Raw genomic sequence first — 14,676 nt, 5'->3', positions numbered from 1 at the left:
TATATCTTGTTCAAGGAACGCTTTTGTCGATGCTCGACTTCTCTCGCCTGAATAATTTTCTGGGCCAGGCCCGACGTGCCTTGCAACTGGTTTGGGCGACTTCACCCGGCCTGTTGCTTGGGCTGGTAATCGCCACGCTAGCCGCAGGCATCTTGCCGGCACTGGCGGCCTCGCTGGGCCAGCGCATCGTCGATGCAGTGGTATCAGCCATGCAGCTGCACCAGCAGACCGGCGCTGCGCCGCTGTGGCCGGTGCTGCGCTATGTCTTGCTGGAAGCCGGTGTGCTGGCGCTGCTGGCCGCGGCGCAACGCGGCCTCTCCGTGCAACAGGCGCTGCTGCGTGTCCAGCTGGGGCAGAAGGTCAATACACTGATTCTGGAGAAAGCCCAGACGCTTTCGTTGATGCAGTTCGAGGACTCGGAGTTCTACGACAAGCTGGTGCGCGTGCGCCGTGAAGCGTCCACGCGACCGCTGGCGCTGGTGAGCAAGTCGCTGGGGTTGGTGCAGAACCTGATTTCCCTGGTCAGCTTCGGTGTGTTGCTGGTGCATTTCTCGCCTTGGGCGTTGGTGATCCTGGTGATCGGCGCATTGCCGGTGTTCTTTGCCGAAGCGCATTTTTCCGGCGATGCCTTCCGCCTGTTCAGCCGCCGCGCACCGGAAACTCGTCGACAGAACTACATCGAAACACTGCTTTCCCACGAGGGCTACATCAAGGAGGTGAAGCTGTTCGGCTTCGCGCCGCTCTTGCTGCAGCGTTATCGGGATACGTTCATCAAGCTGTATGCCGAGGACCGCCGTCTGACCTTGCGTCGGGACGGCTGGGGTTTCATGCTGGGGCTGCTGGGCACGACGGCGTTCTACCTGGCGTATGGCTGGATCGTCATTGACACAGTGAACGGCCATATCACCCTGGGGCAGATGACTATGTATCTGGTGTTGTTCAAGCAGGGGCAGAGCGCGGTCAGCAGCAGCCTCACGGCGATCGGCGGCTTGTATGAAGACGGCTTGTACCTGGCGGACCTGTACGACTATCTAGCCTACCCGGTGCAGGCCACCCAAGGCGATCTCACTCAAGGCGTGAAGCCGGGCGACGGCCTGCGCTGTGAAGGGCTGGGCTTTCGCTATCCAGGCGCCAACCGCGCCACCTTGCAGGGTATCGACCTGCATCTGATGCCGGGCAAGAGCCTGGCGCTGGTGGGTGAGAACGGTTCAGGCAAGACCACCTTGATCAAGCTGCTGACGCGTTTGTACCGGCCGGACGAGGGACGCATCCTGCTCGACGGCAGCGATCTGCAGGACTGGCAGGAAGAGGCGCTGCGTCAGCGAATCGGCGTAATCTTCCAGGATTTCATCCGCTATCAGTTCAGCGTCGGGGAAAACCTCGGGGTGGGTGACACCCGTGCGTTCGATGACCCCCAGCGCTGGCGCGAGGCGGCGGTGCAGGGTACGGCCGAGCCGTTTATCGAGCGTCTGGAGCACGGCTATGCCACTCAGTTGGGGCGCTGGTTTGCGGGTGGGCAGGAGCTTTCCGGTGGGCAATGGCAGAAGCTGGCGCTGTCCCGGGCGTACATGCGGCGCGATGCCGACATTCTGATTCTCGATGAGCCCACCGCAGCACTGGACGCCAGTGCCGAAGCGGCGGTGTTCGAGCATTTTCGCGAGTACGCCAAGGGCCGCATGACCCTGTTGATTTCGCACCGCTTCTCGAGTGTGCGCAATGCCGACCATATTGTGGTCCTGGAACAGGGCCGGGTGCTGGAGCGCGGCAACCATGAACAACTGATGGCCCAGGCGGGGCGTTACGCCGAACTGTTCGACCTGCAGGCCAGGGGTTATCGCTGAGAGGTCCAGCAGATGCACCGCGTTGACTTCTTCGCGGGCAGAGGGCTCGCCGCCCGCCCCGCTCCCACAAGGTGTGGTGGTGAACGTGAGTGTAATGTGGACCCTGTGGGAGCGGGTTCTACCCGCGAAGGGCGCACCACGGTCCGGCAGATGCACCGCCACCCCCGACAGAGCGGATCTGTGATGCGTTTGCGAGTACGGCCGTCTACGGCTTGATCCCTTGATGCGAGTAGCCCGATGCAAGCGCTTTTGGTTGAAATACTGGATGCCGTCCGCCCTCTGATCGGACAAGGCAAGGTGGCCGATTACATCCCGGCGTTGGCCGATGTGCCCGCCGCGCAACTGGGTATTGCCGTGTACGGCAACGATGGTGAAGTGTTCAGCGCCGGCGATGCCCACACGCCGTTTTCCATTCAGAGCATTTCCAAGGTGTTCAGCCTGGTCCAGGCGATCGGCCACTCGGGTGAAGACATCTGGCAGCGACTGGGTCACGAGCCGTCCGGGCAGCCGTTCAATTCCCTGGTGCAGCTGGAGTTCGAACGGGGTCGGCCGCGCAACCCGTTCATCAACGCCGGTGCGCTGGTGATCTGCGATATCAACCAGTCGCGCTTCGCTGCCCCTGCGCTGTCGATGCGCGACCTGGCGCGGCGGTTGTCGGGCAACCCTCAGGTGATCGTCGATGGCCGGGTGGCGGAATCGGAATACCAGCACCGGGCGCGCAATGCGGCCATGGCTTACCTGATGAAGTCGTTCGACAACTTCCACAACGACGTCGAGGCGGTGCTGCGCAGCTATTTCAGCCACTGCGCGTTGCGCATGGACTGCGTCGATCTGGCCCGCGCCTTCTGTTTCCTGGCCAACGACGGCTACTGCAAACACAGTGGCGAACAGGTGCTGACCCGGCGCCAGACCCAGCAGGTCAACTCGATCATGGCCACCAGCGGGCTGTACGACGAGGCGGGCAACTTCGCCTACCGCGTCGGGTTGCCGGGCAAGAGCGGGGTAGGCGGCGGCATCGTCGCGGTGGTGCCGGGGCAGTTCACGGTGTGCGTCTGGTCCCCGGAACTCAACCCTGCAGGCAACTCGCTGGCCGGCATGGCTGCCCTGGAGCTGCTCAGCGAGCGGATCGGCTGGTCGGTTTTTTAGGTAGAGGCCCGAATGACCGAGGTGCTTTTTCGCGGCCACGGACCGCTCCCACACGATCAGCGTGGATCCGTAGGAGCGGTCATCGGCCGCGAAGGACATGGCACGGTATGCCTGACCGTCCGCGATTAAACAAAATGTGACAGGTTGCAGTGCCCAAGCGCCGCTGTGGACCTTAAACTGCGGCCCTCTTCAGAGGGCGATATGGCATGAACGATTTCCCGACCCGCCGCCGAGTACTCGCCGGCATGGGCATTCTCGGTCTCGGTGCGCTGGCCGGATGTGGCGACAGCAATACGCTGTCGTTCAAGTACGGCAAGGACCTGAGCAACGAGATCCTTGGCCGCACCTTTCGGCTCAAGGACCCGCAGGGCAACGAAAAGACCCTGTCCAGTTTTCGCGGCATGATGCCCATGGTGTTCTTCGGTTTCACCCAGTGCCCGGCCGTCTGCCCGACCACCTTGGCGCGTGCGGTCCAGGCCAAGAAACTCATGGGCCGCGACGGTGACCGCCTGCAGGTGATCTTCATCACCCTGGATCCCGAGCGCGACACGCCGGAAGTGCTCGACGCCTACGTCAAACTCTTCGACCCCACCTTCGTGGCCCTGCGTGGCACTCTGGAACAAACCGCCGAGGTGGCCAAAGAATTCAAGGTGTTCTACGAAAAGGTCCCGGTAGGGGATACCTACACCATCTCCCATACCTCGACCAGTTACGTCTACGACTCCCGAGGCGTGCTGCGCCTGGGTCTGTCCCATTCCCTCACCGCACAAGAGTGCGCCGAGGACCTGCTCACCGTAATGGAAGTCTGCTGATGAACCCTGCTGCCAAAATGAAAGCCCTGCGACCATTCACCGTCCTCGCAGTCGCCCTCAGCCTCTCCGGCTATGCCATGGCCCAAACCACCGTGGAAGATGCCTGGGCGCGTGCCACGGTTCCAGGCCAGCCGGCTACCGGCGCATTCATGACGCTGACGGCGGATTCGGACAGCACCTTGCTCAGCGTGCAGTCACCGGCTGCCAAGGACACGCAGATCCACCAGTCGACCATGAAAGGCGACGTGATGAGCATGTTGCCGGTGGATGAAGTCAGTCTGCCCGCCGGCGAACCGGTCGTGTTCGATGCCAACGGCTATCACGTGATGTTGATGGGCTTGGTCAAGCAGGTGAAAGAGGGTGATGCGGTGCCATTGACCTTGAAGATCAAAAATGCACAGGGAGAGGAAGAAACGCTGGAAGTAAACGCCGTGGCCAGGGCACTGAATGCACCCGACCACGCTCACGCTCACTGAATGACCGGCAACTGGGCGCTGCCGGCATCACAGTTGCATCGTCGCAATCACTTGCCGACGGTCTGGCCCAGGAACCAGGCGCGCTCTTCCGCCTGGTCGATCCACTCTTCCAGCAGGCTGGTGGTGGACAGGTCGTTGGCTTCGTCGGTGACGCCGTGGGTAGTGCGCATGTAGGCAGCCAGGGACTGGTTGTCGTCATGCAGCTCGGTCAGCATGTCTTCCGGCGACAGGTCGGCAGCTTCGCTGCTGGCCAGGCGCTTGAGTTGCACCATCTGCTCCATCGAGCGAACGGTGGGCTCGCCAATCTTGCGAGCGCGCTCGGCGATCAGGTCAGTGATGGCGTAGATCTGAGTGGCTTGCTCTTCCAGCAGCAGATGATAGTCGCGGAAATGCGAGCCTTTCATGTGCCAGTGGTAGTTCTTGGTTTTGAAGTACAGCGCAAAGACGTCAGATAGCAGCACTGCCAGTTCCTGACCAACTTCGGCTTGGTTCTGCAAGCGGGCGCCTTCGCCTTTTTCGGCCTTGGCCTTGACGGACGATACGGTCTTGAGTTCCTGTTTCACATTGGCAACGGCCATTTGAAATCTCCTGGTACAGGTTTGCGGGATAGGGTTTGTAACCACTAATTAAATCGACCGCGCTGTGAACCGGAATGCTCAGAGATTTTTTCAATCACGCCGATGAAGGGTCACTATCAACGTAGGAATCAAGCCGCACGTTGCCCGAATTCGGGAAGCTCAAAGTAAAGGTCGTCACGCCGTCGCCACTGGACGCACTCACCTTGCCGTTCACCAACGTCATGATCGACTGCACGATGGCCAACCCCAGGCCACCGGAGTCGCCAGGCTCCGTGCGTGCCGGATCGATGCGGAAGAAACGGTCGAACAACCTCGGCAGATGCTCCGGCGCGATGGTGTCACCTTCGTTGCGTACGCACAGGCGCACGAACGCCGCGTCATCGTGTCGGCTCAACCGCACAGTCGTGCCGGGGCGGGCGTGGCGCACCGCGTTGGCGAGCAGATTGCCCAAGGCCCGTTGCAACAGTTGCAGGTCGGTGTTCAACGTCCCATGCAGCGAATGCCCAAGGCATGCACCGCGCTCGTCGGCCAGCAGTTGGAAGTAGTCGCACAGCTCTTCGCCCAGATGAGCAAGGTCGATGGCCTGCAGGTGCACCGGGCGCTGCCCGTGGTCGGCACGGGCCAGAAACAGCAGGTTTTCCACCATGCGATTCAGACGCTCGTACTCCTCGATGTTGGAACCGAGCAATTCACGGTATTCATCCGAACTGCGGGGCTGGTTCAGGGCTTGGCCCGTGCTGGCCAGCAGCGTGTGGAGCGGGGTGCGAATTTCGTGGGCCAGATCGGCCGAGAATTGTGAGAGCCGTTCGAAACCCTGTTCGAGCCGCGCCAGCATGCCATTGAGCGCCTGGAGGGGCGCCTGCAATTCCAGGGGCGCGGCGGTATCGGCCAGCCGTCGATGCAGATTGCGCAGGTCGATGAGGGCCAGCGCGTCGGCCATATCGCGCAGGGGGGTCAGCGCCCGCCGTACCAGCAGCAGACCGATGATCCAGGCCAGCAAAGCGCCCGCCGCCACGGCCAGGTACAGACGCAGCCGATAGCTGGCCAGGATCGCTTCGCGCTCGTGCAGGCGTTTGCCGACCATCACCGTCAGCGCTTCGCCCGCCGGACCGACCGCGTCACCGGCCAGCAACAAGGCGTTACGGTCCTGACGAATGTCGGTCCGGCTCGGCTGCTGACTCACACCGATGCGTGGCGGATCGCCCAATGTCTCGTCATGGGGGTTGATCTCGAACACCAGACTGCCATCGGCGCGGCGCACGCGCAGCACGCTCTCCTGATTGCCAAGCATGTTCTGGTACAACTGAGGGCGCTGCTGCAGGGCGCCCAGGCTGTCGCTGTCGTGGAGCAGGGTGCGGACCTGTTCGAGTCGACCCAGCAGGGCGAGATCGTCGCGGTAGGCAATTTCAGCCGCCAGCGAGCGGTACAGAAACACCGCGACCGCACTCATCGCCAGCGTGCAGACCACCGCCACGGCCAGCGCCAGCCGCCAGGCCAGGGAATGGCGGCGTTCACTCATCCTGGTGCTCCAGCCGATAACCGACGCCACGCACGGTATGGATCAGCTTGGGCATGAACGGGTCGTCGACCTTGGCGCGCAGGCGGCGTATCGCTACCTCGACCATGTTGGTGTCGCTGTCGAAATTCAGGTTCCACACCTGGGATGCGATCAACGTGCGCGAGAGCGCCTCGCCGGGCCGGCTGATCAGCATGTGCAGCAAGGCGAACTCCTTGTTGGTCAGGCTGATGCGTTGCCCACCGCGGCTGACTCGACGGCGCAGCACGTCCACTTCCAGATCGGCCACCTGGTAGTGCTCGACCTCGCGTACCGCGCCCCGACGCAACAGCGTACGCACCCGCGCCAGCAGCTCGGCGAAGGCGAACGGCTTCACCAGGTAGTCGTCGGCGCCCAGCTCCAGCCCGCGCACGCGATCTTCGATGGCGTCCTTGGCGGTCAGGAACAGCACCGGTGTCGCGCCTCGCTGACGGATCAGCTTGAGCAGTTGCCAGCCGTTCAGGCCGGGCAGCATCACATCGAGAATCACCAGGTCATAAGCCTGTTGTTCGATCAGATAGCGTCCATCCAGCCCGTTGAGCGCCACGTCTACCGAAAAGCCGGATTCACCCAGCCCCTTGGCGAGAAAATTCGCCGTTTTCGCTTCATCTTCAACCAGCAACACACGCATCGTTCAGCTCCTGTACCCGCGCATAGGCTAGGCCTCCGCCGCCCGATTGCCTATTACAAAGTTGTAATCCCTGCGACGGGGTTCTGTCGGGGCATGCTTGTTAACGTGGTTGCCACTGACCACGGAGAAGCCCGATGAAAGCCCTTTGCATGACATTCACCCTGAGCTGTCTGCTGGCCACGCAGGCCCATGCTGCGCTGGCCCAGCATCCGGACCTGGACCTGGCAACTGCCCAGCGGCTGGCCAACGGCAGCGGCTGCGTGGCCGCGGTGGCGGTCCTGGACCGCGGCGGCAACGTCATCGTCCAGCAACGCGGCGACGCGGTGGGGCCGCACAACACCGAAGCGGCGCGGTTGAAAGCCTACACCGCACTCTCGACCAAGACCCCGACCCGGGCCTTTGCCGAACGCGCCCGCAACACCCCCGAAGCCGCCAACCTGAATTCCCTGGGGCAGTTGCTGCTGCTCGGCGGCGGCGTGCCGGTCTACGAGGGCACGCAGTTGGTCGGTGCCGTTGGCATCGCCGGCGCCGGCGGGGCCGAGCAGGACGAAGCCTGTGCAATCAAGGCCACCGAATCCGTCGGTCTGGCCACTCACCCTTGAAGGAGCGCTGCACCATGTTGAAAAAGACTCTTCTGGCCATCAGCCTGGCCTCGCTGTCCGGCCTGGCGATGGCTGCCAATCCCCTGAGCGTCCACGTACTGAACCTGGAAACCGGCGTACCATCGGCCGGTATCGAAGTGACCCTGGAGCAGCATCAGGGCAACCAGTGGCAAGCACTGGGCAAGGGCGTTACCAACGAGCAAGGGCGCATCGCCGAGCTGTTCCCGCAGCAGCGCCCATTCGCTGCGGGTGAATACCGCGTGGTGTTCAAGACCGGCGACTACTACCGCAAGGTTGGTCATGACACGTTCTTCCCGGAAATTCCGGTCATCTTCGAGGTCAAGAACACCGAGCAGCACTACCACATCCCGTTGCTGCTCAGCCCCTACGGCTTCAGCACCTATCGCGGTTCGTAGCCGTACGGGCAGTGATGCGAGTGCCCGGCTGCGGTCGGGCATATGCAAGGATGGCCGCCATGCTTTCGCCATACCCGGAAAACTATTGCCCCCTGCCTGCGGTCTGTTGCACCAGAGCAGCGCCGCAGGGCAGGGCGCCGGGGAATTGCGCAGGATCATGACGGGTGTCCATCGATGAAGCAGCTTGATCTGCAAGTCATACAACAGGCCCAGGCCTGGCTTGCCCAGGGCCGGGGCGTATGGCTGTGCACGGTATTGTCGACCTTCGGTTCGGCGCCACGCGGGCCGGGGGCGATGCTGGTCGCTCTGGATAATGGCGAACATTGCGGCTCGTTGTCGGGTGGCTGTGTGGAAGACGATTTTCTCGAGCGCGTCGCCGCCGGATTTTTCACACCGGTCAATCAGGTGGTGCGCTACGGCGACGGCGGCCTGGCGCCGACCATGGCGCTGCCCTGTGGCGGCGTTCTGGATGTGCTGGTGGAATACCTCACGCCCGGTGACGCGACGCGGGAGCACCTGCAACAGGTGGAACACGCCTTCGCCGGCGGCCAGTTGGTGGCTCGCCAGGTCATACCCGGAAGCGATCAGCGCAGCATTCGCCCCGGGAGCATGGGCGATGCGCGGGTGCTGGTGAGCGATGAAGAAGTACGCATCCGCATCGGCGCCGTACAGCGCCTGATCCTGGCCGGCCTGTCGCCGGTGGCCGAGTTCTGTGCCGGGTTCGCCTTGAGCCTTGGCTACGAAGTGATCCTCTGCGAACCACGCCCCGAAGTCCTGGCCCGCCTCGACCTGCCAGGCGTGCAGGTCCATGAAGTCTTGCCCGCGGTGTTCATCGCCGAAGGCGGCTGCCATTCGGCGACAGCGGTGGTGGCGTTGACCCACGACCCTCGACTCGACGACCTCACCCTGCTCGAAGCGGTACGCACACCAGCGTTCTACATCGGTGCCATGGGTTCGATGCGCACCAGCGAAAAGCGTTTCGAGCGCCTTCAGCGCATCGGCGGTCTGGACGCCGATGCACAGCAGCGTATCCATGCACCCATCGGTCTGAACCTGGGCAGCAAGACACCCGCCGAAATCGCCCTTGCGGTCATGGCGGATATCCTGCGTGCGGCCAATGGCATCGACCGGCAGCGCCTATGACCGCGCGGCGGGGGGCTGAAAGCCTTTGAGCCGCAGCGCATTGACCAGCACGAAAACCGACGACAAGGCCATGGCCCCCGCCGCGAATTGCGGCGACAGGGTCAGCCCGTTGATCGGGTAGAGCAGCCCCGCAGCCACGGGGATCAGGGCAGCGTTGTAGACGAAGGCCCAGAACAGGTTCTGACGAATGTTGTTCAGGGTCGCCGTCGACAGCGCGATGGCGGTGGCCACCGAGCCCAGATTATCCGACATCAGCACCACATCCGCCGCCTCGATGGCGATGTCCGTGCCACTACCCACGGCAATGCCGACATCGGCCTGGGCCAGCGCCGGCGCATCGTTGATGCCGTCGCCTACGTAGACCGTCAGGCCATATTCGCGCTGCAAGGCCTGAACGGCGTCCACCTTGCCCTCGGGCAGCACCTCGGCCACCACATGATCGATGCCCAACTGGGCGGCGATGGCCTGGGCGGTGCGGCGGTCATCCCCTGAGATCATTGCGACTTTCAGGCCCAGTGCATGCAGCGTCTGAATCGCAGCCTGGGTGGAGGGCTTGAGGGGGTCTGCCACGGCGATGACTGCAGCCAGGCGGCCATTCACTGCGGCATACAGTGGAGTCTTGCCGTGTTCGGCCAGCGCGTGCGCGGCGCTGGTGAACGGCGTGGTATCCACACCCAGTTGCACCATGTAGCGCTCGGCACCGATTGCCACCTTTTGCTCATCCACCGTGGCGCTGACGCCGTAGCCGGTGTGCGCCTGGAAGTCCTGCGCTTGAGGCCAGGTCAGCTGTTCCTCCTGTGCCGCCGCCACGATGGCCAGGGCCAGCGGATGCTCGGAAAAAACCTCGACCGCTGCCAGCAGAGGCAGCAGCCGTTCGCGGGTGAAGCCAGGTGCAAGCTGCAGGTCGGTCAGGCGCGGCTGGCCTTCGGTGAGCGTGCCGGTCTTGTCCAGTGCGACCACGCGGGCCTCCTTGAGCCGCTGCAGCGCCTCGCCCTTGCGCAACAGAATGCCCAGCTCGGCGCCACGACCGGTGCCGACCATGATCGAGGTGGGCGTCGCCAGGCCCATCGCACAGGGGCAGGCGATGATCAGCACTGCCACGGCGTGCACCAACGCCATGCCCAGCGCGGGCTGAGGGCCCAGCCAGTACCAACCGACGAAAGTGGCCAGCGCCAGAGCCATGACCACCGGCACGAACCACAGCGTTACCCGGTCAACCAGCGCCTGGATCGGCAACTTGCTGCCCTGAGCCTGTTCGACCATGGCCACAATACGGGCGAGGAGGCTGGCGCTGCCCAGCGCGGTCGCCTGTATCTGCAGCGTGCCGTTCTGGTTCAGCGTGCCCCCGACGACGTTGTCGTTGCGCACCTTGCGGACCGGCATGGGTTCGCCCGTGAGCATCGATTCGTCGACGAAGCTGTCGCCTGCCACTACGCTGCCGTCCACCGCGATCCGCTCGCCGGGCCGCACCTGCACTACGTCACCCTGTACCAATTGCGCCAGCGGGACTTCCATCAGCCCGGTTTGGCGTTGCACCCAGGCGGTCTGTGGCTGAAGGTTCAACAGGCGCTTGATCGCCTGGGAAGTACGGCCGCGGGCGCGGGCTTCCAAGGTGCGACCCAGCAGGATCAGGCAGATGATCACGCACACCGCTTCGTAGTAGACCGTTGCCGTGCCAGGGGGCAGCACGTGGGCGGCGAACGTCGATAACACGGAAAAGCCGTAGGCGGCGAGGGTGCCCACCGCGACCAGCGAGTTCATGTCCGGCGCACCGCGCAGCAACGCCTGAGTGCCTTTGACGTAGAAGCGTTTGGCACAGAGGAGCAGCACCAAGGTGGTCAGGGCGAACTGCAGCAGCCAGTTACTCTGCTGAGCGAGGTGCTGGTCGAGCCAGGCGTGAAAACCGGGTATCAGGTGCGAGCCCATTTCCAGGATCACCACGGGCAGCGACAGCGCCACCGACCCGCGCAGGTCGCGCCGCAGGCGGGTGGCGTCTTCCAGGTGTTCCTGGCTGGCTCGATCAAGCTCATCGCGGGTGTGTTCGATCAGTCTGGCGGTGTAGCCAGCCTTGTCGATGGCGGCGATGAGTGCCTGCACGTCCAGCGCGCCATCGCCTTCCACCCGGCCGCGTTCGGTGGCCAGGTTGACCGCCACCGCCGTCACCCCGGGCACCTTGCTCAGTGTCCGCTCGACCCGACCCACGCAGGACGCACAGGTCATCCCCTGAATGCCCAGCTCGATCGCACCTTCATTTGCCGCCATGCCCACATCCTCCTTCCATTCCAAGCCTCGACTTTGACCCTTCCCATCATGGGAAGGTCAAGCCCGACAACACCCTCCGTAGGAGCAGTCCGTGGCCGCAAAAAGAGCACCGCGTTGTCCCAGCCACACCGCATCGCGCCTTTCGCGGCCGATGACCGCTCCTGCGGGAGTCGCGCCGGCGCGGTGAAACTGGCAGCATCGACGTACAAGAACTGGAGAACGGCCATGAAGATCGTTATCGCACCTGACTCATTCAAGGACAGCCTCAGCGCCGCCGATGTGGCTTCGGCCATTGCCCGCGGACTGCGCCAGGCGCTCCCCGATGCGCAACTCGTCGAACGGCCCATGGCCGATGGCGGCGAAGGCACCATGCAGGCCATCATGGCCGCCTGTCAGGGCGAGCTGCGCAGCCTTACCGTGGAAGGCCCCCTGGGCCAGCCCACCGAAGCGCATTGGGGCTGGCTGGCGAGCGAACGTACCGCAATCATCGAGATGGCCGAAGCCAGTGGATTGCAGTTGCTCGAACGGCAGCACCGCGATGCCTGCGCCAGCAGCACCTACGGCACCGGGCAGCTGATTGCTGCCGCGCTGGAAGCCGGCGCGCGGCGTGTCATTCTCGCCATCGGCGGCAGCGCCACCAATGACGCGGGCACCGGCATGCTCTGCGCGCTGGGTTTGCGTATGACCGACGCCCAGGGCGCCGACTTGCCGCGTGGTGGGCTGGCATTGGCGAACCTGAGCGCGCTCGATATCAGCGGCCTCGATCCGCGCCTGGCCGAGGTGCAGTTCGAAGTCGCGGCCGATGTCGACAACCCCTTGTGCGGCCCGCATGGCGCCTCGCATATCTTCGGTCCGCAGAAAGGCGCCACGCCCGAACAGGTCTTGGCCCTGGATAAAGCCCTGGACCACTTTGCCGATCACTGCGCACCGCTACTGGGCCACGATCACCGCAACCTGCCGGGGTGCGGAGCGGCCGGCGGCATGGGCTTCGCGGCCAAGGCGTTTTTCGATGCCTCGTTCCGCCCAGGCGTGGAAGTCGTGGCGCAATTGGTGGGCCTCGCCCAGGCTGTGGAAGGTGCCGATCTGGTGATCACGGGGGAAGGGCGCTTCGATGCGCAGACCCTGCGCGGAAAAACACCCTTCGGTGTCGCGCGCATCGCACGCGACGCAGGCGTCCCTGTGGTGGTGTTGGCCGGCACGCTGGGCGAGGGTTATCAAGAGCTTTACAACCACGGGATCGACGCCGCCTTTTCCCTGGCCTCCGGGCCGATGACCCTGGAGCAGGCCTGCAGCGATGCAGGTGAGCTGCTCAGCGCTCGCGCCCGGGATATCGCCCTGCTCTGGCAACTGCGCCGCTAGCAGCGAATCCGCCGCCGACGGTCAATCCCGCTCGCGCATGAAGAAACCGGCCACGTACTTGCGGAAGGTGTCCAGGCTCTTGAAGTCGGCCAAGCGCTTGAAGGTCTCGGAGCTGGGCTCCGGACCCAGCGGCTCCTTCATCAGCGAGACCGAGAGCACCCGGTCCAGGTCCGAGCTGAGCACCAGCTCATCCATCACCATGGCGCCGATGACCGGTCGGCGCATCACCACCTTGACGCCCTTGCTGGCCATCCAGTCGATCAGCGACACCAGCATCTTCAATGGCTCCCGCTCCTCGTCACGGAACACCGGGAACAGATGCCCGCGGGTCAGCACCGGCACCGTGGCCACATGGACCATCTCGTAGAACTGACTGCCAGCGGTGGCCGGCGAGTACAGCGCCAGTGCCAGCAACGGCCCGCTGCTGCGCGCCCCTCCCCACAGAAGATGATGACCTTGAAAGTCGAACCCGGCGCTGCTGCGGTCGGTGATCACCTTGCGACCCACCACGTCTGCCACGCAATCGAGCAACAGCCCGTAGCGACGCTGCCCGATGAACACGGTGGAATCTTTCAGGCGCGACTTGAGCATCATCATGTGCTTCATGTCGATGCGGGTTTCCAGGTAGTTGCTCGCCGGCACCCGATCGATCAGCGGGTAACGCGTGGCCACGGCGCGCAGATCGGAGAACTGGCGGCTCAGGTCCTTCTTCAAGTGCGTGGCATACACGTTGAGCCCGGAGGCTTCGATGAAGGTCAGCAGCAACGACAGCAACCGGTGCTGCTCCCGACGCTGGCTCGCTGCCAGCGCGTTCGCCGGAGCAGCCGGCGTAGCAGGTGCGCGAAAGTCACCTATCAGCTTGAGCGGCACGTCAGGAGGAAGCCAGGCGGCAGGCAGTGGCGCGTCGTCCCCACGCGCCGACGGGTTTTCGCGCTCGTCATGGATGAACGGGCAGCCGGGCGCATGCTCGGCCGTACCAGGGTTGTTCTTCAGGAACAGGGTGCCGGTACTGCTGTTGAGCGTCACGTTCATCACCGGCAGCGTGCCGGGCCGGCAATCGCACGCCAGCCACTGGCCCTGGGTGCGGACCTTCATCAGCCACTGGTTGGCCTGCAGCAGTTTCGGACCTTCGCTGCGGCCTTCGGCGAACTCGGTCACCAACTGCTGCTCGGCAGGGGTGAGGGTGCGCACTTGGGCGCCGGTCTTTTCGATGATTCTCATGACGCTGCAAACGCCCCTTCGACGAACGGGTTCAGGCCGGGTTGGCTTGTATGGGACAACGCTTCGGCGCCATGTTTCCGTTGCTCGCGCCCCAGCCAGGTGCGCTGCCCCGGCCGCACCGGCGGCACCATCGAAGGCAAGAACGAAGGCACTAACGGCTTGCTGCACACTCGAACGCTCGCTACCGTTGTACCCCACCTCATCGACAGGAGCCATGACATGGCAATCACGCAAGCGAGCATCGACATTCCGGCATCGGCCGATCAGGTCTGGAACCTGGTGGCCGGGTTCAATTCCCTGGCCCAGTGGCTGCCGATGATTCAACACAGCGAGGCCCAGGAGCATGGTCGGTTGCGCCACCTGACCACGGTGGATGGCACGGTCATCGTCGAGCGCCTGGAAAGCTACGACAATGCTGCGCGTACCTACAGCTATTCGATCACCGAAGGTCCTTTCCCGGTAACCGACTACCTCGCCACCCTCAAGGTGATCGAAGTGGACGCCGGCAACAGTCGCGTGGAGTGGGGCGGTCGATTCACCCCGGCAGGTATTTCCGACGCCGAGGCCGTGGAAATCTTCGACGGCGTCTATCAAGGCGGCCTGCAGGCACTGCGCGACAATTTCTGATCACACC

14 protein-coding genes are annotated in these 14,676 nt (G+C 63.9%); 9 read left to right on the top strand and 5 right to left on the bottom strand.

Translation table 11 applies throughout. The features are described 5' to 3' along the window. Window positions 1-29: 29 nt before the first annotated feature. From BLV18_RS10710 to BLV18_RS10695, 4 genes are all read left to right on the top strand, one after another. Entirely contained in the window at window positions 30-1,841 is a 1,812-nt protein-coding gene (locus BLV18_RS10710) for an ABC transporter ATP-binding protein (protein ID WP_090358402.1), read from the top strand. A 237-nt stretch (window positions 1,842-2,078) separates the two neighbouring features. Next, window positions 2,079-2,987, top strand: coding sequence for a glutaminase B (glsB, locus tag BLV18_RS10705; RefSeq protein ID WP_049859512.1), 909 nt, complete (start codon window positions 2,079-2,081; stop codon window positions 2,985-2,987). Window positions 2,988-3,193: 206 nt separating this feature from the next. Further along, window positions 3,194-3,799, top strand: a complete 606-nt coding sequence (locus BLV18_RS10700) for an SCO family protein (RefSeq protein WP_049859513.1) — start codon at window positions 3,194-3,196, stop codon at window positions 3,797-3,799. After that, on the top strand, window positions 3,799-4,275 hold the full coding sequence (locus tag BLV18_RS10695) for a copper chaperone PCu(A)C (protein WP_090358399.1): 477 nt from the start codon (window positions 3,799-3,801) through the stop codon (window positions 4,273-4,275). The genes BLV18_RS10700 and BLV18_RS10695 overlap by 1 nt, the downstream gene beginning before the upstream one ends. 47 nt (window positions 4,276-4,322) lie before the next feature. Here BLV18_RS10695 and BLV18_RS10690 read toward each other — a convergent pair whose 3' ends face one another. The 3 genes from BLV18_RS10690 to BLV18_RS10680 all read right to left on the bottom strand — a co-directional run bounded on the left by BLV18_RS10690 (window position 4,323) and on the right by BLV18_RS10680 (window position 7,039). After that, window positions 4,323-4,853, bottom strand: a complete 531-nt coding sequence (locus BLV18_RS10690; RefSeq protein ID WP_043189385.1) for a Dps family protein — start codon at window positions 4,851-4,853, stop codon at window positions 4,323-4,325. A 94-nt stretch (window positions 4,854-4,947) separates the two neighbouring features. Then, on the bottom strand, window positions 4,948-6,372 hold the full coding sequence (locus tag BLV18_RS10685; protein WP_090358397.1) for a heavy metal sensor histidine kinase: 1,425 nt from the start codon (window positions 6,370-6,372) through the stop codon (window positions 4,948-4,950). Then, on the bottom strand, window positions 6,365-7,039 hold the full coding sequence (locus BLV18_RS10680) for a heavy metal response regulator transcription factor (RefSeq protein WP_090358395.1): 675 nt from the start codon (window positions 7,037-7,039) through the stop codon (window positions 6,365-6,367). Before BLV18_RS10680 ends, BLV18_RS10685 begins: the two co-directional genes overlap by 8 nt. A 134-nt stretch (window positions 7,040-7,173) precedes the next feature. Between BLV18_RS10680 and BLV18_RS10675 the strand changes: the two genes are divergently transcribed. The 3 genes from BLV18_RS10675 to BLV18_RS10665 all read left to right on the top strand — a co-directional run bounded on the left by BLV18_RS10675 (window position 7,174) and on the right by BLV18_RS10665 (window position 9,200). Next, window positions 7,174-7,641, top strand: coding sequence for a GlcG/HbpS family heme-binding protein (locus BLV18_RS10675; protein ID WP_090358393.1), 468 nt, complete (start codon window positions 7,174-7,176; stop codon window positions 7,639-7,641). A gap of 14 nt (window positions 7,642-7,655) precedes the next feature. Further along, window positions 7,656-8,057 (top strand): hydroxyisourate hydrolase, encoded by a 402-nt coding sequence (gene uraH / locus BLV18_RS10670; RefSeq protein ID WP_090358391.1) that lies wholly within the window; start codon window positions 7,656-7,658, stop codon window positions 8,055-8,057. Between the two features lie 174 nt (window positions 8,058-8,231). Beyond that, window positions 8,232-9,200, top strand: coding sequence for an XdhC family protein (locus BLV18_RS10665; protein WP_090358389.1), 969 nt, complete (start codon window positions 8,232-8,234; stop codon window positions 9,198-9,200). Here the strand turns inward: BLV18_RS10665 and BLV18_RS10660 are convergent. Then, window positions 9,195-11,462: a heavy metal translocating P-type ATPase gene (locus BLV18_RS10660; protein ID WP_090358385.1), complete on the bottom strand. Its 2,268-nt coding sequence runs from the start codon at window positions 11,460-11,462 to the stop codon at window positions 9,195-9,197. The genes BLV18_RS10665 and BLV18_RS10660 overlap by 6 nt on opposite strands. A 225-nt stretch (window positions 11,463-11,687) precedes the next feature. Between BLV18_RS10660 and BLV18_RS10655 the strand changes: the two genes are divergently transcribed. After that, a complete protein-coding gene (locus BLV18_RS10655) occupies window positions 11,688-12,821 on the top strand; it encodes a glycerate kinase (RefSeq protein ID WP_090358384.1) in 1,134 nt (377 codons plus the stop codon). 21 nt (window positions 12,822-12,842) lie between these two features. Here the strand turns inward: BLV18_RS10655 and BLV18_RS10650 are convergent, their stop codons facing one another. Then, window positions 12,843-14,042, bottom strand: coding sequence for a DUF8534 domain-containing protein (locus BLV18_RS10650; protein ID WP_090358382.1), 1,200 nt, complete (start codon window positions 14,040-14,042; stop codon window positions 12,843-12,845). 219 nt (window positions 14,043-14,261) lie between these two features. Here BLV18_RS10650 and BLV18_RS10645 point away from each other — a divergent pair, with 219 nt between their 5' ends. Next, the gene (locus tag BLV18_RS10645; protein ID WP_090358380.1) at window positions 14,262-14,669 is read left to right on the top strand and encodes an SRPBCC family protein; all 408 of its coding nucleotides are present in this window, start codon (window positions 14,262-14,264) and stop codon (window positions 14,667-14,669) included. Window positions 14,670-14,676 lie beyond the last annotated feature (7 nt).

The organism is Pseudomonas coleopterorum (genome assembly GCF_900105555.1).
Taxonomy (GTDB): domain Bacteria; phylum Pseudomonadota; class Gammaproteobacteria; order Pseudomonadales; family Pseudomonadaceae; genus Aquipseudomonas; species Aquipseudomonas coleopterorum.
The sequence above is the reverse complement of the archived record's forward strand: the minus strand, read 5'-3'. Positions and strand labels throughout refer to the sequence as shown.

Coding starts and splice junctions, on each gene's coding strand:
- BLV18_RS10650 (WP_090358382.1), bottom strand. CDS start 14,042: ATGAGAATCATCGAAAAGACCGGCGCCCAAGTGCGCACCCTCACCCCT.
- BLV18_RS10660 (WP_090358385.1), bottom strand. CDS start 11,462: ATGGCGGCAAATGAAGGTGCGATCGAGCTGGGCATTCAGGGGATGACC.
- BLV18_RS10680 (WP_090358395.1), bottom strand. CDS start 7,039: ATGCGTGTGTTGCTGGTTGAAGATGAAGCGAAAACGGCGAATTTTCTC.
- BLV18_RS10695 (WP_090358399.1), top strand. CDS start 3,799: ATGAACCCTGCTGCCAAAATGAAAGCCCTGCGACCATTCACCGTCCTC.
- BLV18_RS10665 (WP_090358389.1), top strand. CDS start 8,232: ATGAAGCAGCTTGATCTGCAAGTCATACAACAGGCCCAGGCCTGGCTT.
- BLV18_RS10710 (WP_090358402.1), top strand. CDS start 30: ATGCTCGACTTCTCTCGCCTGAATAATTTTCTGGGCCAGGCCCGACGT.
- BLV18_RS10690 (WP_043189385.1), bottom strand. CDS start 4,853: ATGGCCGTTGCCAATGTGAAACAGGAACTCAAGACCGTATCGTCCGTC.
- BLV18_RS10685 (WP_090358397.1), bottom strand. CDS start 6,372: ATGAGTGAACGCCGCCATTCCCTGGCCTGGCGGCTGGCGCTGGCCGTG.
- BLV18_RS10655 (WP_090358384.1), top strand. CDS start 11,688: ATGAAGATCGTTATCGCACCTGACTCATTCAAGGACAGCCTCAGCGCC.
- glsB (WP_049859512.1), top strand. CDS start 2,079: ATGCAAGCGCTTTTGGTTGAAATACTGGATGCCGTCCGCCCTCTGATC.
- uraH (WP_090358391.1), top strand. CDS start 7,656: ATGTTGAAAAAGACTCTTCTGGCCATCAGCCTGGCCTCGCTGTCCGGC.
- BLV18_RS10675 (WP_090358393.1), top strand. CDS start 7,174: ATGAAAGCCCTTTGCATGACATTCACCCTGAGCTGTCTGCTGGCCACG.
- BLV18_RS10700 (WP_049859513.1), top strand. CDS start 3,194: ATGAACGATTTCCCGACCCGCCGCCGAGTACTCGCCGGCATGGGCATT.
- BLV18_RS10645 (WP_090358380.1), top strand. CDS start 14,262: ATGGCAATCACGCAAGCGAGCATCGACATTCCGGCATCGGCCGATCAG.